This window comes from Mycobacterium sp. TKK-01-0059, from assembly GCF_000709305.1.
Lineage (GTDB): Bacteria > Actinomycetota > Actinomycetes > Mycobacteriales > Mycobacteriaceae > Mycobacterium > Mycobacterium intracellulare.
The window spans coordinates 1,568,123-1,584,921 of the sequence record NZ_KL446993.1; the positions used below are offsets into that span (position 1 = coordinate 1,568,123).

Annotated in this window: 18 protein-coding genes; 3 read left to right on the forward strand and 15 right to left on the reverse strand. The window is 69.1% G+C overall.

Features of this window, described 5'->3' with window-relative positions; genetic code table 11:
- Window positions 1-2: 2 nt before the first annotated feature.
- The 3 genes from K883_RS07690 to fadD5 form a co-directional block, all read right to left on the reverse strand.
- Window positions 3-872 (reverse strand): MlaE family ABC transporter permease, encoded by an 870-nt coding sequence (locus K883_RS07690; protein WP_008261964.1) that lies wholly within the window; start codon window positions 870-872, stop codon window positions 3-5.
- 1 nt (window position 873) lies between these two features.
- On the reverse strand, window positions 874-1,689 hold the full coding sequence (locus K883_RS07695; RefSeq protein WP_014381458.1) for an MlaE family ABC transporter permease: 816 nt from the start codon (window positions 1,687-1,689) through the stop codon (window positions 874-876).
- Window positions 1,690-1,949: 260 nt separating this feature from the next.
- The gene (gene fadD5, locus K883_RS07700) at window positions 1,950-3,554 is read right to left on the reverse strand and encodes a fatty-acid--CoA ligase FadD5 (protein ID WP_036455311.1); all 1,605 of its coding nucleotides are present in this window, start codon (window positions 3,552-3,554) and stop codon (window positions 1,950-1,952) included.
- Window positions 3,555-3,737: 183 nt separating this feature from the next.
- Between fadD5 and K883_RS07705 the strand changes: the two genes are divergently transcribed.
- Entirely contained in the window at window positions 3,738-4,421 is a 684-nt protein-coding gene (locus K883_RS07705; protein WP_179945051.1) for a GntR family transcriptional regulator, read from the forward strand.
- Between the two features lie 87 nt (window positions 4,422-4,508).
- Here K883_RS07705 and K883_RS07710 read toward each other — a convergent pair whose 3' ends face one another.
- Together K883_RS07710 and K883_RS07715 are read right to left on the reverse strand one after the other, a co-directional pair.
- Window positions 4,509-4,949, reverse strand: a complete 441-nt coding sequence (locus K883_RS07710; protein WP_020823825.1) for an SRPBCC family protein — start codon at window positions 4,947-4,949, stop codon at window positions 4,509-4,511.
- A gap of 31 nt (window positions 4,950-4,980) precedes the next feature.
- A complete protein-coding gene (locus K883_RS07715) occupies window positions 4,981-5,463 on the reverse strand; it encodes an acyl-CoA thioesterase (RefSeq protein WP_020823826.1) in 483 nt (160 codons plus the stop codon).
- A 14-nt stretch (window positions 5,464-5,477) separates the two neighbouring features.
- On the opposite strand from K883_RS07715, the gene K883_RS07720 reads away from it, so the two are divergent.
- Window positions 5,478-6,602, forward strand: coding sequence for an alcohol dehydrogenase catalytic domain-containing protein (locus K883_RS07720; protein ID WP_036454152.1), 1,125 nt, complete (start codon window positions 5,478-5,480; stop codon window positions 6,600-6,602).
- Here the strand turns inward: K883_RS07720 and K883_RS07725 are convergent.
- The 10 genes from K883_RS07725 to K883_RS07770 all read right to left on the reverse strand — a co-directional run bounded on the left by K883_RS07725 (window position 6,599) and on the right by K883_RS07770 (window position 15,731).
- Window positions 6,599-7,522 carry an alpha/beta hydrolase gene (locus tag K883_RS07725; protein ID WP_020823828.1) on the reverse strand — a complete coding sequence of 308 codons (924 nt, stop codon included), beginning with the start codon at window positions 7,520-7,522 and terminating at the stop codon, window positions 6,599-6,601. The genes K883_RS07720 and K883_RS07725 overlap by 4 nt on opposite strands.
- A complete protein-coding gene (locus K883_RS07730; RefSeq protein WP_086427149.1) occupies window positions 7,519-9,039 on the reverse strand; it encodes a flavin-containing monooxygenase in 1,521 nt (506 codons plus the stop codon). Before K883_RS07730 ends, K883_RS07725 begins: the two co-directional genes overlap by 4 nt.
- Window positions 9,021-9,749 (reverse strand): SDR family NAD(P)-dependent oxidoreductase, encoded by a 729-nt coding sequence (locus tag K883_RS07735; RefSeq protein ID WP_036454155.1) that lies wholly within the window; start codon window positions 9,747-9,749, stop codon window positions 9,021-9,023. The genes K883_RS07730 and K883_RS07735 overlap by 19 nt, the downstream gene beginning before the upstream one ends.
- Window positions 9,746-10,156 (reverse strand): nuclear transport factor 2 family protein, encoded by a 411-nt coding sequence (locus K883_RS07740; protein ID WP_014712526.1) that lies wholly within the window; start codon window positions 10,154-10,156, stop codon window positions 9,746-9,748. The genes K883_RS07735 and K883_RS07740 overlap by 4 nt, the downstream gene beginning before the upstream one ends.
- Entirely contained in the window at window positions 10,153-10,911 is a 759-nt protein-coding gene (locus tag K883_RS07745) for an HpcH/HpaI aldolase family protein (protein WP_014712527.1), read from the reverse strand. The genes K883_RS07740 and K883_RS07745 overlap by 4 nt, the downstream gene beginning before the upstream one ends.
- A 10-nt stretch (window positions 10,912-10,921) precedes the next feature.
- Window positions 10,922-11,890, reverse strand: coding sequence for a zinc-binding dehydrogenase (locus K883_RS07750; protein ID WP_014712528.1), 969 nt, complete (start codon window positions 11,888-11,890; stop codon window positions 10,922-10,924).
- 1 nt (window position 11,891) lies between these two features.
- Window positions 11,892-13,112 carry a cytochrome P450 gene (locus K883_RS07755; protein ID WP_020823830.1) on the reverse strand — a complete coding sequence of 407 codons (1,221 nt, stop codon included), beginning with the start codon at window positions 13,110-13,112 and terminating at the stop codon, window positions 11,892-11,894.
- 17 nt (window positions 13,113-13,129) lie between these two features.
- Window positions 13,130-13,834, reverse strand: coding sequence for a hypothetical protein (locus K883_RS07760; protein WP_020823831.1), 705 nt, complete (start codon window positions 13,832-13,834; stop codon window positions 13,130-13,132).
- A 4-nt stretch (window positions 13,835-13,838) separates the two neighbouring features.
- The gene (locus tag K883_RS07765) at window positions 13,839-14,402 is read right to left on the reverse strand and encodes a hypothetical protein (protein WP_020823832.1); all 564 of its coding nucleotides are present in this window, start codon (window positions 14,400-14,402) and stop codon (window positions 13,839-13,841) included.
- A 159-nt stretch (window positions 14,403-14,561) separates the two neighbouring features.
- A complete protein-coding gene (locus K883_RS07770) occupies window positions 14,562-15,731 on the reverse strand; it encodes a CaiB/BaiF CoA transferase family protein (RefSeq protein ID WP_020823833.1) in 1,170 nt (389 codons plus the stop codon).
- Between the two features lie 182 nt (window positions 15,732-15,913).
- Between K883_RS07770 and K883_RS07775 the strand changes: the two genes are divergently transcribed.
- Complete coding sequence (locus K883_RS07775) at window positions 15,914-16,666, forward strand: SDR family NAD(P)-dependent oxidoreductase (protein ID WP_020823834.1); 753 nt, start codon at window positions 15,914-15,916, stop codon at window positions 16,664-16,666.
- The last annotated feature ends 133 nt before the right edge of the window (window positions 16,667-16,799 follow it).

The window sequence follows — 16,799 nt, forward strand, 5'->3', positions numbered from 1 at the left end:
GGCTACACCGTGAGCGCGAAGTTGGGGTTGACGCCATAGAGCGCCAACGCGGCGGCCAACACGACAACCTGCACCGACACCAGCGAGAAGCGCATCGATCGGCCGACGGCCTCGCCCACGCCGACCGGCCCGCCGCCGGCGTTGTAGCCGTAGAAGCAGTGGGTGATCATGACGACCGCGGTGATAAGGATGGCTTCCAGGAACGACCAGAAGACGTCGTCGGGGCGCAGGAACGTCCGGAAGTAGTGCTCGTAGGTGCCGTTGGATTGCCCGTAGAGCACGGTCGTAGTGATCTGCGGCGACAGGAACGACATGATCATCGCCAGCGCGTACAGCGGGATGATCACCACCAGCCCGGCCATGATCCGGGTGGTCGCCAGGAACGAAATCGACTTGATACCCATCACTTCCAGCGCGTCGATCTCCTCGCTGATGCGCATCGCGCCCAGCTCGGCCGTCGCGCCGGCGCCGACCGTGGCGGCCATCGCGATGCCGGTGACGACGGGCGCGGCGATGCGCACGTTGATCAGCGCGGCGAAGAATCCGGTGAACGCCTCGACGCCGATGTTGCCCAGCGAGGCGAACCCCTGGATCGCGACCAGGGAGCTACCGGACAACGTCACGAAGCCGACGATGGCGACGGTGCCGCCGATGACGGCCATGGCGCCGGTGCCCATCCCGATCTGGGCGACCAGACGCAGGGTTTCCTTGCGGTAGTTGCGCAGCGCGTGCGGGATGTGCGCCAGGGCCACCCCGCCAAACCACGCCATCTGGCCGATGTCGTCGAGCCCGCGCGCCGCGGCCAGGCCGTAGCGGTTGAGATTCTCTGCGGCCCGCGGGAAGCGGGAGCGAAAGACGGTGGTCGTTGACATGTCAGTGCCCCGTCCCGAATCGCACGCCGATCGTGGTCAGCACGACGTTGACCGCATACAGCGCGACGACGCAGAGCACGACGGTCTCGTTGACGGCGGTGCCCAGGCCTTTGGATCCGCCGCGCACCGTCAGCCCGCGGAAGCAGCCGACCAGTCCGGCGATCAGGCCGAAGACCGCGGCCTTGACCGTCGCGATGACGACCTCGGGCAGGCCGGTGATGGTGGTAAGGGTGGCCAGGTACGCCCCACCCGACACGTTCTGCAGGTAGACGCCGAACAGGTAGCCGCCGACGAGGCCGACGGTGATCACCAGGCCGTTGAGCAGGGTGGCGACCAGGGTCGCGGCGATCACCCGGGGCACCACCAGCCGGTGGATCGGGTCGATGCCGAGCACCTCCATCGCGTCAATCTCTTCGCGGATGGTGCGCGCGCCCAGGTCGGCGCAGATCGCCGTCGACCCGGCCCCGGCGACCACCAGCACCGTGGTGAGCGGGCCGAGCTGGGTGACCGCGCCGATCGCGGCTCCGGCGCCGGACAGGTCGGCGGCGCCGAACTGCGCCAGCAAAACGTTGAGGGTGAAGATCAGCAGCACCGTCAGCGGGATCGACACCATGATCGTCGGCAGGAACGCCACCCGCATGATGAACCAACACTGCAGGACGAATTCGCGCCACTGGAACGGCCAGCGGAACAGCGCTTTCCCGGTGAGCACGCACATCCGGAAGAACCCGCCGACAAGCTCCAGCGGGGTTTGCAGTTGATCGCGTACATAGCCGACCAGGTAGGGGCCCCGTCGACTAGTCGACGTCGAAGTCACCGCTGCCCCCTCTGGCCGTCACCGCGCGCCGTCCGGCGCCGCGGCGGAACATATAGCACGCCCCCTCCTCGCCCCGACTCAACGTCTGTGACCATCGGCTCCCTACTGGCAAGTAGTAACGGAGACCACAGGAATGTACCCGATGGCCAAGCACGTGTGAACCGCATCCGCACAATTAACCCTTCGCCAACGACTGGCAAACGTTACAGCCCCTGCCCAATTTCCTTTCTGGTCCTAAAACCTCTTGCCCTAGAATGGATTTAGTCGATTTTTACGGCCCCGTAGCGGATCCGCAGCTCAGTTTTGAGCACCTTGCCGGCCGGGTTGCGCGGCAGCGCGTCGACGATCTCGAGCGCCTTCGGGTGCTTGTAGCGCGCCAGTCGCTCGGTCAGGAACTCGTCCAGCTCGTCGAGCGCCAACCCCTCGCCCGCCACCGCGGCGACCGCGATCGGCACTTCTCCCCACTTGTCGTGGGCCCGGCCGATGACGGCGACTTCGACGATGCTCGGGTGGCTGGCCAGGACGTTCTCCACCTCGGCGCAATAGATGTTTTCGCCACCCGAGATGATCATGTCCTTCTTGCGGTCGACCACCCACACGTAGCCGTCGGAGTCCATCCGGACGAGGTCGCCGGAGTGGAACCAGCCGCCCGCGAACGCTTCCGCCGTGGCCTGCGGGTTGTTCCAGTAGCCGCTCATCAAAGTTGGTGCGCGGTAGACGATTTCACCAACCTCGCCGATGGGCACGTCGTTCATGTTTTCGTCGACGACGCGGGCGGCCACGGTGGGGATCACCTTGCCGACCGAGCCGCGTTTGCGAATGGCGTCCTCGCCCAGCAGCATGCAGGTCACCGGCGACATCTCGGTCTGGCCGAACGCGGCCAGTATCTGGGCGCCGGGGAACCTCGCCGACATCTCCCGCAGCAGCGCGTCGGGGGCCGGCGCTGCGCCCCAGGAGATCACCCGCAACTTCAGGTCGCGCGGGCGCGCGTGTTGCTCGGCGCAGACCGCCTGCCATTGCGCGGGGACCAGGAAGATTCCGGTGACCTTCTCCGCGGCGAGCACGTCGAGCAGTTGCCCGGGCTCGAACGCTCCCAGTGGGTAGATCACCGTCGGGATGCCCAGCAGCACCCCGGTCAGCAGGTTGCCGATGCCCGCAATGTGGAAGAACGGCACCCCGATGAACCCGACGTCGTTGTTGATGTCGGCGCCGTTGGTGTACAGCCCGGTCATGGTCTGGCCGGTCAGATTCGTATGGGTCAGCACGGCGCCCTTCGGCCGCCCGGTGGTGCCCGAGGTGTACATGATCAACGCCGGGGAGTCGTTGGGGATGTCGACGGGTTGGTGCTCCTGGCCGGGCTCGTCGATCAGGTCCTCGTAGCCGAGCACGTTGGCCCTGTCGTCGTAAGTTGAGCCGCCCGCAACCACGACGGTGGCCAGCATTGACTCGATGTCGCGGACCCCGGTGGCCACCGGGGCCAGCACCGATTCGGTGACGATGACGCGCGCCTCGCAGTCCTGGACCAGGAAGGCGATCTCGGCCGGGGTGAGCCGGAAGTTCAGCGGGACCGCGATGGCGCCGAGCATGTTGACGGCCAGCACCGATTCGACGAATGCGGTGCGATTGAGCATCAGGATCATTACCCGGTCGCCGAAGCCGACACCCCGGCGGCTCAGCGCATCGGCCAGCGCCGCCACCCGGCGGCGCAAGTCACCCCACGACAGGCTGTTGCCCAGGAACCGCAGCGCGGTCGCGTTCGGCTGCATCAGCGCGTGCCGTTCCAGTTGGTTCACCCAGTTCTGTCGCCGGGCCAGGTACGGCTGCTCGCTCGCCTGTGTCGGATGGTTCGCCAATTGCGCGGTCAAACTCAACACTTCCCTTCACTCGCGCACCGCTTGCGCCAGGTTGATATTTGATAAAACTTAGTGTTGTGTGGGTCACACTATGGCGTTGACGATCCACTGACAAGTCCCCGTTAACACCCGTCAAAACTTAAACCCCGTCCCGCCAAGCCCACGAAAGCGCTGGCAGCGCCCGTGAACGCACCGATGTCAATGCAGCCGAGGAGTCGGCGGCCGCTGCGCCGGGCGCAGTTGTCCGACGAGGTGGCCGGGCGTCTGCGGGCGGCGATCATGTCCGGCTCGCTGCGGCCGGGGACGTTCATCCGGCTCGACGAGACCGCGGCCCAGCTCGGGGTCAGCGTCACCCCCGTGCGTGAAGCCCTGCTCAAGCTGCGCGGCGAGGGCATGGTGCAGCTCGAACCGCACCGCGGCCACGTCGTGCTGCCGTTGACCCGCCAGGACATCGAGGACATCTTCTGGCTGCAGGCATCGATCGCCCGCGAGCTGGCGGCGGCGGCCACGGACCACATCACCGACGCCGAGATCGACGAGCTGGACCGGATCAACGACTCGCTGGCCACCGCCGTAGGCTCCGGCGACGCCGAAACCATCGCCGGCATCGAGTTCGCGTTCCACCGCGTCTTCAACCAGGCGAGCGGCCGGATCAAGCTGGCCTGGTTCCTGCTCAACGCCGCGCGCTACATGCCGGTGCTGGTCTACGCGGCCGACCCGCAGTGGGGTGCGGCCGCGGTTGACAACCATCGCAAGCTGATCGCCGCGCTGCGCCGGCGCGACACCGCCGCGGTGATCGAGCACACCGTGTGGCAGTTCACCGATGCGGCGGCCCGGTTGACCGAGATGCGCGAGCGCACCGGGCTCAGCGCTTCCTGACGGTCGCGAGCGTAAGCACACCGCGAATTCGGGGGCGCCTTTGCGCAGCGGGCTTACGCTCGCGGCGAGAACGGGCTGTCGCGGCGGTTAGCTCGCGGCGAGCTGCTCGGCGCGCTGCTTGAGGCTTTCGGCCAGGTGGTCCAGCACGTTGTTGAGGAGTTGCTTCACCATGGGCGCCGGGACCGGCATCGAGGTTTCGACGTCCAGGTCCACGGTCAGCAGGCTCGAAGCGCCCAGCGACACCACCGAGAACAACTGTTCCTGCTTGGTGAACAGGTCGCCCTGCTGCAGGACGGTCTGGATTTGGTTTTCGCCCGGGTAGTACACGGCCTGGATGAACATGCTCTGCATGCCTTGGTAATCGGTGTCGAGCCGCAGCTGGCTGGGGCGCCCGTCGTCGTAGCGCGCCAGCACCCAGAGGCCCTTGATCTCCTCGTTCCACTGCGGGTAGGCCTCGAAGTCGCCGACGATCTTCATGATCAACGCGGCGTCGGCGTCCACTTCGACGGTCTTGCTCATCACGGGCATGCGCGAAGCATATCGGGGGCGTACCGGGCCCCTATTGGTCTACGGTGGCCGTCGACAGCAGCGCGCGGACGGCGTCGGGAATGGGGACGGATTTGCGGGTTTCCCGGTCGATGTAGACGTGCACCCAGTGCCCCAGCGCGGTGATCGGCCGCGCCTGATCCTGCGCCGGCCCGTTCTCGGCGCGGAACACGCCCAGCCGGTAGGTGACGCTGCTGCGACCCAGCCGGGTGACGGCCAGGCCCACCACGAGGTGCTGGGGAAATTGCAGTTCGGAGAAGTAGCGGCAGCCCGATTCGGCGACGATGCCCAGCGCGGGCGTGGTGATCGGGTCCAGCCCGGTGCTGGTGTTGATCCAGGCGTTGATCGCGGTGTCGAAGAGTTGGTAGTACACGGCGTTGTTGAGGTGGCCGAACATGTCGTTGTCGGCCCACCGGGTTCCGACCGGCCACAGCACCGGAAAGTCGTTGCTGGTCAGCCCGTCCGGTGCGGGCGGAACTACGGAAGCCGACGCCATGGTTGTATTCCAGCATGTCTGGAATACGGGGCGCGGTCCTGGAGCACATCGGGTCACCCCGGCCCTACGCACAGTCGCGCCCGATCGCCATCACCGACCTCGACCTCGCACCCCCGGGCCGCGACGAAGTCCTGGTCCGCATCGAGGCCGCCGGCATTTGCCACTCCGACCTGTCGGTGGTCGACGGCAACCGGGTGCGGCCGGTGCCGATGCTGCTAGGCCACGAGGCCGCCGGGATCGTCGAACAGATCGGTGACGGCGCGCTATCAAGCGGGGCCGACCTGGCCGTGGGCCAGCGGGTCGTGCTGGTCTTCCTGCCGCGGTGCGGTCATTGCGCGGCGTGCGCGACCCAGGGCCTGACGCCGTGCGAACCGGGCAGCGCGGCCAACGGCGCCGGCACCTTGCTCGGCGGCGACATTCGGCTCAGCCGGGCCGGGCGCCCGGTGTATCACCACCTCGGTGTCTCGGGTTTCGCGACGCATGCGGTGGTCAATCGGGCCAGCGCGGTCCCGGTGCCGTCCGACGTGCCGCCCGATGTCGCGGCGCTGCTGGGCTGCGCCGTGCTCACCGGCGGTGGCGCCGTGCTGAACGTGGGGCATCCGCGGCCGGGCCAGACGGTCGCCGTGGTCGGGCTGGGCGGCGTCGGGATGGCGGCGCTGCTCACCGCCCTCACCTATGACGACGTGCGCGTCGTCGCCGTCGACCAGTTGCCCGACAAGTTGGCCGCCGCCCGCGCCCTGGGCGCCCACGAGGCGTACACGCCGCAGCAGGCCGAGGACGCGCGGGTGAAGGCGGCCGTTGTCGTCGAGGCCGTCGGCCACCCCGCCGCGCTCGAGACCGCGATCGCCTTGACCGCGCCGGGCGGGCGCACCATCACCGTCGGCTTGCCCCCGCCGGACGCCCGGATCACGGTGTCGCCGTTGGGTTTTGTGGCCGAGGGCCGGTCGCTGATCGGCAGCTACCTCGGTTCGGCGGTGCCCAGCCGGGACATCCCGCGGTTCGTCGAGCTGTGGCGTTCCGGCCGGCTGCCGGTGCAATCGCTGGTGTCGTCGACGATCGCGCTCGACGACATCAACGAGGCGATGGACCATCTGGCCGACGGCACCGCCGTGCGCCAGCTGATCCGATTCGACGCCTAGCCGCCGTGCAGCGCGCCGGACAGCGCCTCGCCTTGCAGCGCGAACAGGCGTTGCGAGCCCGGCCATTCCGGCAGCAGTGAGTCGAATCCATGGCAGGCGCGCACAAACACGTGCAGCTCCGCCGAGACGCCGGCGCGCAGCAGCCGCAGCGCATAGTCGATGGCCTCGTCGCGGAAGGGATCGATCTCCGCGCAGGTGATCAAAGCCGGTGCCAGCCCGGCGAATTCGGGTCGCCGTGCGGGCACCGCGGCCTCCGGCGCAGCCGTTGGGTCCAGGTAGTGGCGCCACATCAGCTCGGCGCCCTCGCCGTCGAAGGCGGGACTGGTGCGGAACTCCGACTTCGATCCGGTGGGCCGGTCGTCGAGCACCGGCTGGTGCAGCAGCTGGAACACCAGCGGCGGCAAGGATCCGTCGGCGGCGCGCTGCGCCAGGCATGCGGCCAGGGCGGCGCCGGCGCTGCTGCCCGCGACGGCCACCCGCGCCGGGTCCACGCCGAGCGACGCCGCATCGTCGATGGCCCAGCGCAGCACGGCGCTCGCGTCGTCGAGCGCGGCCGGATAGGGGTGCTCCGGAGCCAGCCGGTAGTCCACCGACACCACCGTGCAGCGCCCGCGGCGGGCGAGCTCCACGCACTGGCGGTGATCGGTGTCCAGGTTTCCCAGCGCGAAACCGCCGGCGTGGCAATACACGACGGCGGGCGCCGGGGCCGGGCCACCGCGGTAGATGCGCACCCCGACGCCGGCCGCGTTGTCCTCGTCGATCCGGACGTCACCGGCGTCGGTCTGCTCGGCGGTGATGCGGCGGCGTTCGTTGAACGGTCCACGCGTCAGCTGGATCGCGGCGGCCGAAAAGTCCGTGCGGGTGGTCGCGAGTGCGCGCAGCGCCGGATCGAGGCGGTCAGCGCCGTCGAGCTCCATCATCGAGTGCCCCGCTCGGGCACGGCGACCGGGGACGCGGCGGAGGTGGCGGGCGGTTCGAAACGGAAGTCGGCGGGCCTGAACCTGCGCGTCATCCCCCAGAAGGTTCGGGCGCTGCGCGGCCACTGGGTGACCACGCGCCCGTTGGGGGCGCGGAAGTAGTTGCTGCACTGGGTGGTCCAGACGGTGCCCACCATCCAGCGGTCGATCTTGGCGACGAACTCGGCCAGCGCCGAGGCACGCACCGCGACGTAGCGTTTGCGGTGGCGGCGGAGGTGCCGCAGCGCCCGCACGATGTAGCGCGCCTGGGCTTCGAGGATGAAGATGACGCTGTTGGAGCCGACGTTGGTGTTCGGTCCGTACAGCATGAAGAAATTGGGGAAATCCGGCACGGCCATGCCGAGGTAGGCGTGCGCGCCGTCGCGCCAGACCTGCCGCAGCGTGATTCCGCGTTCGCCGGAAACGTCCAGCTCCCCGAGATAGTCGGCGGCGGCGTAGCCGGTGGCGCACACCACCAGGTCGACCTCGCGTTCGGTGCCGTCTTCGGTGACCAGGGACCGGGCACGCAGGGAGCGCGCCGGGCTGGTCAGCACCTCGACGTTGGGGCGGGTCAGCGCGGGCAGGTAGTCCGACGAGAACACCAGCCGCTTGCAGCCCATCGGGTGGTCCGGTGTGAGCTTGCGGCGCAATTCCTCGTCGTCGACCGTGTTTTCGAGCAGCCGCAGGGCGAGGGCGGTGAATTGCTCGGTCTTTTCGCTGCCGTGCTCGATCACCGCGATGTTGGATTCGCTGCGCAGCCACAGCCGGGTGCGGTAGACCTTCTTGGCGAACGGGAGGTGCGCGAAGGCCCAGCGCTCCCCCCGGGTGTAGTGCCGGTCGGGCTTGGGCAGTATCCAGGTGGGCGATCGTTGCACCGAATACACCGTGTCGGCCACTTTGGCCAATTCGGGGATCAGCTGGGAAGCCGTCGATCCGGTGCCGAGCACCGCAATCTTCTTGCCTTCCAGCGGGATCGAGTGGTCCCAGCGCGACGAGTGCATCACCGTTCCGGTGAAGGGCTCTTCCTCGACGAGGTCGGGCATCAGCGGCCGGGTGAACAGGCCCACGGCCGAGACGACGACGTTGAAGTGGTGCTGTTCGCCGGTCGCGGTGGTCAGGCACCATCGCTGGGTGTCCGAATCCCAGTGCGCGGAGCGGATTTCGGTGCGCAGTTTCAGGTGCGGCCCCAGGCCGTGCTTGTCGGCGCTGCGCTGGAAGTAGTCCAGGATTTCGGGTTGGCCCGACCACAGCCGTGACCAGTGGGCGTTCAGGTCGAACGAGAACGAGTAGAGGTGCGACTTGACGTCGCACGCCAGTCCCGGATAGGTGTTGATCCGCCACGTGCCCCCGACGCCGTCCTCGCGGTCGAAGATGGTGAAGTCACGAAACCCGGCGCGTGACAGCATGATTCCCAGCGCCAGACCGCCCGGGCCGGCGCCGATCATGCCGATGGACAGGTCGGTCATCGGATCTGCAGGCATTGACCACCGTCGATGATGAGTTCGGAGCCGGTGATGAATGACGCCTCGCCGGAGACCAGGAACGCCACGGCGTCGGCGACTTCGTCGGCGCGGCCTATCCGCCCGAACATCGATGCCGCGGCGAGCCGGGCTTGGGTGGTCTCGTCGAGCATCGTGGTGGCGATCGGCCCGGGGAACACGGCGTTGACCCGGATGCCGGAGGGCGCGAGTTCGGCGGCGGCGGTCTGGGTGAGGCCGCGCAGCGCCCACTTCGACGAGCCGTAGGCGCCGTGCTGGGGGAACGGGCGGATCGCGCCGGTGCTGCAGATGTTGACGATGGAGGCGTCCGGCGCCGCGCGCAGGTGTTCGAGCGCGGCGCGCATGCCGAGGAACGCGCCCAGACAGTTGACCCGCCACGTGTTTTCGAATCCTTCGGCGGTCTCCTCGGTCAACGACGCGCGGTGCAGCACGCCGGCGCAGTTGACCAGCGTGCTCAGCGCCCCGAAGCGGTCGACGACGTGTGCGACGGCCGAGTCCCATTGCTGCTCCGAGGTGACGTCGAGCTCCACCGCGATCAGTTCCTCGTCGCCCGATTGGCGCACCGCGGTGGCGAGTTCGTCGGCCCGCCGATCGCAGGCGGCCACCGAAAACCCCTTGGCGCGTAGGCGTTCGGCGATGGCCCGGCCCTGCCCGCCGGCCGCGCCGGTCACGAGTGCGACACGTGGGTTCATGCCGGCGCGCCCTCGGGGCTGTCGGCCAGCCCGCCGCTGGTGACGAAGCTGCACCGGCGCCGCGCGAAGCGCCACCGGCCGTCCACGCGGGTCAGCTCGTCGTCGTAGAGGGCGGGCCGCAGCTGGAGGTCGCCGGCCCGGACGAACAGCACCTGCGATCGGGCGGTGGCGCGCTCCCCGTCCACCGCGACCCGCGAGACGCCGGTCAGATGCAGGCCGCGCGCCGCGGCGCGGAACATGTCGGCGATCCCGTCATGGCCCGCGAAAGTCCGGCCGTACACCAGGAATTCGCCGTCGGGGGCGAACAGCCGGACGCAACCGTCGACGTCACCGGCGTCGAGGGCGAGCGCGTAGCCGGCGATCAAATCGCGGATCGCTGCCTCGTCGTCCGGCGGGCGGCCGGTCATTGCGTCGCCTCACGCAGGTGTTCGGCGGCCCCGCGGCGCAGTGCCTGCGACTCGGCGGCCAGGGTGATCATGCGAAAACCCAGCCGCGCCATGGCCTGGCCCGTCATGCCGTCCCCGGCGTGAATGCCGGTAACCAGCCCCGCATCCGATGCCGCCCGGTGGATGCGCGTGATCGCGTCGAGGACCTCGGGATGCCGGGTCGCCCCGAGGACGCCGGCGCCCATCGAGATGGCGAGGTCGGCCGGGCCGACGTAGATTCCGGTCAGGCCGTCGACCGCGCAGATCTCGCGGATGTCCGCCAGCGCCGCCGCGGTCTCGATCATCGCGAACACGCCGATCCGGGATTCGTGGGCGGCGGGGTCGTGCCCCAGGCTGGCGCGCAGCGGTCCGAAGCTGCGCACGCCCGCCGGCGGGTAGCGGGTGGCGGCCACGGCCGCGGCGGCCTCGTCGGCCGATTCGATCATTGCGATGACGACGGCGTCGGCCCCGGCGTCGGCCACCCGCCCGATCGGTGCGGCGTCGGCGTTGGGCAGGCGCACGACGGTGCCCAGCGGCAGGTGTTCGGTGCGGCGCAGCATGCGGGCGACGCCGGCGTCGTCGAGATAGCCGTGCTGGGCATCGAATCCGACGTAGTCGTAACCGGCGCGGGCGAATTCCTCGGGTCCCAGCCAGCTGGGGCCGGTGACCCAGCCGCCGAAGATGGCGGGCTTGCTGCTGAGCGCCAGTTGCAGATTGCCCGGCGAAGCGTCGGTCACGGTCGGCCCCTCACCCGGCGATCGCGATCTTGATGCGCTCGGTCACCGGTCGGCTGGCCAGCTCGAACGCGTCCTGCACCTGCTCGACGCCGAACGTGTGGGTGAGGTACGCGCCGAGCAGCCAGGGATGCTCGGCGGCGAACTTGCTCGCGAGCTCCAGCATCCGCCGACGGTCAAGCGTCACACCGGATTTCAGCGTCAGGTTGTTGCGCAGCATGGCCCGCATGCTGATGGGATACATCTCGTCGTCGGCGACACCGAAGTAGAAGACGGTGCCGCCGGGGGCGGTGGCGTCGATGGCGTGCGTGAGCGTGGCCACCTGGTGACCGACCGCCTCGATGACGACGTCGGCGCGGTCCCCGGGTGCCAGCTGACTCGCCCAGCGGTCGCTGGTGGCACGCACCGGTTCGTCGACGCCGAATGCCCTTGCCACATCGCGGCGGTCGATCGGGTCGACCCCGGTGACGCGGCGCGCACCGGCCGCCTTGGCGACGTAGGAGAACAGCAGGCCGATCGATCCCTGGCCGATGATCGCGACGCGCCGCCCGGCCAGATCGCCGAGCTGCTCGCAGGCGTAGAGCACACAGGCCAGCGGTTGCAGGCCGATGGCCTGCGCCGGCGTCAGCGCCGGATCGTAGGGCGCCAAACCGTCACCGTCGGTGACGATGCGTTCCATCATGCCGTCGAACCCGGAGGCCCAGCCGACGACGAGGTCCCCCGGGCGGTGCGCGGGGTGGCGGCTGGCGATCACCTCGCCGGCGACCTCGTGGATGGGGAAGCCGTCCTTCTCGGGTCCGCTGCGGCCGTCGTCGCCCGGGATTCGGCCCTTGGCGCCGCGAAACGCGGGCAGATCGCTGCCGCAGACGCCGGCCGCCAGGAACCGCAGCAGCACCTGCCCGTCGGTCAGGGACTCAGGTGTTGCGTCCGCGATCGTCGTCCGCTCGAACAGATACGGGGCGATGAGCCGGTAGGACCACACCTCAGACCTCCACCGGGATGTTGTTCCAGCCCCATTGGAAGCTGGACGGCAACCGGGTGGCGGCTTGGTCCTGGATCGCGTAGTCGGGCACCCGACGCAGCCATTCGGCAAGCAGCACATCGATTTCCAGCCTGGCCAGGTGGTAGCCGATGCAGAAGTGCTGGCCGCGGCCGAACGCCAGCGAGCGGCGGATGGGCCGGTCCCAGATGAACTCGTCGGGCTCGGGGTATTCCCGCTCGTCGCGGCTGGCCGAGGCGAGCAGGGTGATGACGCGCTGGCCGGGATTGATGGTCTGACCGTGAATGTCGAAGGGCTTGCGCGCCGTTCGCGCGAACCACTGCGCGGGCGCGCAGTATCGGATCATCTCCTCGCGGGCGACGGGCACGTTGCCTTCGGGATCGGCGCGCACGGCGGCCAACTGGTCGGGCCGCCGGCTGAGCTCCCACAGCCCGTGGGCGACGATCTTGGGGACCGTCTCGGTCCCGCCGATGAAGATGCACAGCATCTGGGTGGCGACTTCCATGTCGTCCAGCGCGCTGCCGTCGGGCAGGTGGTAGCCGAGCAGGCCGTCGACCACGTCCAGCGGCGGCCCGGACCGGTCGGCGCGGCGGCGCGCGACCGCGGGCAGCAGGAACTCGAAATAGTTCGGGCGCGCCTGCCCGGTGTCCACGCCGACACCCGGCTGGGCGAGGCTGCCGGCGTTGACCGCGGCGAGGACCTGCGGCGCGAGATCGGTGGGAATGCCGAGCAGTTCGCAGACGATCGCGGCCACCACGACGCCGCCGTAGTCCTGGGTCAGGTCGAACGAGCCGCGCGGCAGCAGTAGGTCGAGCCGTTCGTTGGCCAGCGCCCGGATCCTGCCCTCGAGCTCTGTGACCGAACGGGGCCGAAACGGCCGGGAGTGCGTGCGCCGGATCTCGCCGTACAGGTCGGCGTCGAACATCGCATGGAATGGCAGCGGGTTCAGCGGCGGGTCGTCGACCGGCCCGGAATTGTGTTGGGCCAGAACCGATGCCGCCGGCAACGTGCCCTCCGAGGCGACGAATGTGCCGTTGTTGACTTCCAGGACTTTCCAGATGTCCTCGAAACGCGACAGCGCGAAGGTGTCCCATTGCGGCATGTAATACACCGGGTGGTGGTCGCGCAGGATTCGGTAGTACGGCAACGGGTTTGCCATCACCGCAGCGTCGAAGGGGTCGTAGCTGAAGTCGGTGTGGTCCATGGGTCCTTGGCGCTCGGTCACTGCAGCGGTGAGGGCGGGAGGGCCTGCAGGATGGAATCTTCCCAGCCGTCGCGCAGCGCGGGGGCCACGCTCATCCAGGTGACGATCTCGGCGGGCGGGCTCTCCTTCCACGAGGGGTAGTGCTCGGCGAAGCAGTCCCATCCCCCGTCGAGTGCCCAGTAGTGGATGACCTCGTTGAAGCGGAAGGTCGTGGTGAACGAGCCGAGCCAGCGTTTGCCGGTGCGTTCCGACCACGGCACGTAGAGCCGCTCCAGTTCGCGGATGTAGTCGTCCTGGCGCCCGGGCTTGGTCTGCATGATCTCCTGAATCACCAGTGGCGCAGTGAAATTGGCCTCGCGCAGCTGGGCAAGCGTCCTGTTGCTGGGTCCGGCGTACATGATGCGGCCCTCGCCCGAGGCGCCGAGGTCGGCCAGAAACGCCGACCATTTTCCGGCGGCGGCCTCGTGGCTGCCGCCGCGGGCCTGGGCGGCGCCGATCCTGGCGTAGTCGGCGAACCCGTCGATCTCCCAGATGACCGTCACCTGCGGCCAGTGACCGTTGTAGGGGGTGGATTCCCAGATCGCGAACAGCCGGGCGCCGAGTTGCTCCATCATCGGCTGGTAGGTGTCGGCGAAGATCTCGGTGAAGCGGTCGCTTCGGCCGGATCCCAGCGAGATGGTCTCGTGCAGGTAGAGCAGCGCGTGTTTGTAGTACTTCTTCATGGGCCTAGTCGAGCCGGATCAGCTCGGAGTCGGCCCCGGAACCCACGTCGCACAGCAGCGTCTCGGTGGGGGCGACCGTGGCGTCCGAAATGCCCGCTGCCGCAAGCGCATAGCCCTTGAACATGCGCGCCGCCCCGCTGAGCAGGTGCTGGGCGCGGGTCGTCGCGTGGTGCACTCCCAGCGGCCACCCGTCGCCCCACAAGGCGACCTCGGTCAGCCGGTTGTCCAGCGACTCGAGCACCGCGTCGCGTACCCGCGCGTCGGCGCTGAACGCGTCGGCGCTGACGGCCAGGCTGGTCGAGCCCGCCCCCAGCGCGGCCAGGGACGACTCGAGGTCACATACCCGCACCCCCAGGATCCGCAGCGAACGGGTGTCGCGGCCCTGCGGGAGCAGCACGGTCACCTCCCAGCCGGCCATCGCCCGGTCGTAGAGCCACCCTCCGGCCGAGTGCACGACGTCGACGGCGCTGGCGGCGACGACGTCCAGGCGATAGCGCAGACCCTCGGCGTTGGCCTGGGTTGCCGGGGCGGCGCTGCTCTTGCTGATATCGAACGTTGGAGCGACCATCGATCCATTCCTCACCACGGCCCCAACGACTCCGTTGGCGGGCCTCAAGCGCTTGTCATGGGCTTTCTCAAGGGCTGGAGCCGCCGCACGCGTCGGGTGAAGCGGCTCACCGCACAGCGTGACACTTCCGGCGAAATTTGTAAAGGTTCGGGCGGCCCGTCACGAGCCTCGGCGCGCCTCGAGGTCGGCCAGCACTTCCTCGGTGTGCTGCCCGAGTTCCGGTGCCGCAGAACGCGGAGCCCACGGGGTGCCGTGAAAATCCGCGGGCGTGGCCACCATCGGCACCGCCGCGTCCCCGTCGGGCACGTCGACGATGCCGCCGGCGGCGTGGAACTGCTCGTCGGCCACGACGTCCTCGAGCGCGTTGACCGGTGACCAGAAGAAATCGGGCTCGCCGGCGAAGACCTGCGCCCATTCGTCGAGGGGGCGCGTCGCGAAGATCTCGTCCAGCGCGACGATCAGCGCCGCCGAGTTGGCCGCGCGGGAGCGGGCATCGGCGAACCGCGGGTCCTCGCGCCATTCGGGCCGTCCCACGGCGCGGCACAGCGCCGGCCAGTGCCGCTCGGGCTCGAGCCCGACGATCCAGAAGCGCCGGCCGTCGGAGGCGGCGTAGTTGTTCATGCACGGGTTGCCCATCGATTCGCGTTGCCCGATCGCGATGGGCTGGCCGCTCATCAGATAGGTGTTGAGGTCGAAGCTCACGGTGTAGGCGCCCTGGCGGTACAGCGAGGTGGTCACCAGTTGGCCCGCGCCGGTGCGTTCGCGCGCGAGCAGTGCTGCGCACACCGCCGCGGCCATCGTCATTCCGGCGGAGTGGTCGCCCATGCCGCCGCGCTGAAACGGGGGCGTCTCGCCGGGCCGGGTGAGCAGGTGGGCCACCCCGGCGCGGGACCAGAACGCGGCCACGTCGAAGGCGGCGCGATCGGCGTCCGGACCGTTTTCGCCGTATCCGGTGATGAGCCCGTAGACCAGGCGGGGGTTGGCCGCCGACACCGACTCGAAGTCCAGCCCGAGGCGTTGCAGCGCGCCGGGTCGAACGTTGGTCAGGAAAACGTCTGCGCCGGCGAGCAATTCGAAGGCGTTGGCGCGGCCCGCGTCGGTGCCCAGGTCCAGCACGACGCTGCGCTTGGAGCGGTTGTCCATTTCGAACGGCGGGTTGAGGCCCATATCGCAGCCCAGCATGCGGCCGAACATGCGCGCCGGATCACCGGTCGGGGGTTCGATCTTGATCACGTCGGCGCCCCAGTCCGCCAGGATGCCGCCGGCGGCCGGCCCGGCCACCCACACCCCGAGCTCGACGACCTTGACGCCTTCCACCGGTCCCGCCATGCGTAAGTTCCTACTCCCTGCGCCCGCCGCCCGTTGCCACCGGGTCATCCGGTTCGCCGTTCTGATCTGCCCGCCGATGAATCTGGGTGGCCCCGTGTATCGGAATACATGCGGGCGTCGCGCAACGACTGGCCGCGGCAAGCCACCCCACCCGTGCGGCCTGCCCAATCCGACACCAATCAATGAAGGAGGCCGTCATCGTGGCCACAATCTCAGGCAGGGCGGTGCTGATCACCGGGGGAAACCGGGGCATCGGCGCCGCGCTGGTCGCGGAGGCCTTGCACCGGGGCGCCCGGCGGGTGTACGTCGGCACCCGGAAGGCCTTGGCCGGCAACGGCGATTCCCGCGTGACACCCCTGGCCCTGGACATCACCGACCCCGCGCAGATTCGGCGGGCCGTGGCCAGGGTCGACTCGCTCGATGTCCTGGTCAACAACGCGGGCCTGGCGGTGTACGACGATCTCAGCGACGCCGCCGCCCTGCGGACGCATCTTGCGGTGAATCTGTTCGGCACGTACGACGTGATTCAGGCCTTCCTACCGATGCTGACGCGATCCGGGGGATCGATCGTCAACAACCTGTCGGTGAACGCCTTGGCACCGTTGCCGCTGATTCCCGCGTATTCGATCTCCAAGGCCGCGGCGTTCTCCCTCACGCAATCGCTGCGTGTCATCCTGGCCGGGCGGGGCGTGCGGGTTCATGCGGTGCTGACCGGTCCCGTCGACACCGACATGACCCGAGGCCTCGACATCCCCAAGGCCTCAACGCAATCCGTGGCGCAAGGCATCTTCGATGGGCTGGAGAACGGCGACGACGAGATCTTTCCCGACCCGATGTCGCGTTCGTTGGCAGAGGGCTGGCAGGTGGGCGCCGCCAAGCTGCTCGAGCAGCAGTACGCGGCCCTGCTCGCACCCGGAGATCCCGTCACATCCTGACTCTCAATCACGAATCCGAATGCCGCCACGCTTAGTCGGCCACCCTCCGGTCGGGCTCCCGCCCTAACCGGGTCTGTCGGATCGAGGCCGGTGTGCACCACAATGGCCTACGCGGGAGCTAGATGAGTGGTTG

What these genes read in the sequence shown, in the direction of transcription:
- K883_RS07740 (WP_014712526.1), bottom strand. Translation starts at nt 10,156, where the DNA reads ATGACCGGCCGCCCGCCGGACGACGAGGCAGCGATCCGCGATTTGATC.
- K883_RS07720 (WP_036454152.1), top strand. Translation starts at nt 5,478, where the DNA reads ATGTCTGGAATACGGGGCGCGGTCCTGGAGCACATCGGGTCACCCCGG.
- K883_RS07710 (WP_020823825.1), bottom strand. Translation starts at nt 4,949, where the DNA reads ATGCCCGTGATGAGCAAGACCGTCGAAGTGGACGCCGACGCCGCGTTG.
- K883_RS07775 (WP_020823834.1), top strand. Translation starts at nt 15,914, where the DNA reads ATGAAGGAGGCCGTCATCGTGGCCACAATCTCAGGCAGGGCGGTGCTG.
- K883_RS07725 (WP_020823828.1), bottom strand. Translation starts at nt 7,522, where the DNA reads ATGATGGAGCTCGACGGCGCTGACCGCCTCGATCCGGCGCTGCGCGCA.
- K883_RS07705 (WP_179945051.1), top strand. Translation starts at nt 3,738, where the DNA reads ATGTCAATGCAGCCGAGGAGTCGGCGGCCGCTGCGCCGGGCGCAGTTG.
- K883_RS07765 (WP_020823832.1), bottom strand. Translation starts at nt 14,402, where the DNA reads ATGGTCGCTCCAACGTTCGATATCAGCAAGAGCAGCGCCGCCCCGGCA.
- K883_RS07755 (WP_020823830.1), bottom strand. Translation starts at nt 13,112, where the DNA reads ATGGACCACACCGACTTCAGCTACGACCCCTTCGACGCTGCGGTGATG.
- K883_RS07770 (WP_020823833.1), bottom strand. Translation starts at nt 15,731, where the DNA reads ATGGCGGGACCGGTGGAAGGCGTCAAGGTCGTCGAGCTCGGGGTGTGG.
- K883_RS07715 (WP_020823826.1), bottom strand. Translation starts at nt 5,463, where the DNA reads ATGGCGTCGGCTTCCGTAGTTCCGCCCGCACCGGACGGGCTGACCAGC.
- K883_RS07730 (WP_086427149.1), bottom strand. Translation starts at nt 9,039, where the DNA reads ATGCCTGCAGATCCGATGACCGACCTGTCCATCGGCATGATCGGCGCC.
- K883_RS07760 (WP_020823831.1), bottom strand. Translation starts at nt 13,834, where the DNA reads ATGAAGAAGTACTACAAACACGCGCTGCTCTACCTGCACGAGACCATC.
- K883_RS07735 (WP_036454155.1), bottom strand. Translation starts at nt 9,749, where the DNA reads ATGAACCCACGTGTCGCACTCGTGACCGGCGCGGCCGGCGGGCAGGGC.
- K883_RS07690 (WP_008261964.1), bottom strand. Translation starts at nt 872, where the DNA reads ATGTCAACGACCACCGTCTTTCGCTCCCGCTTCCCGCGGGCCGCAGAG.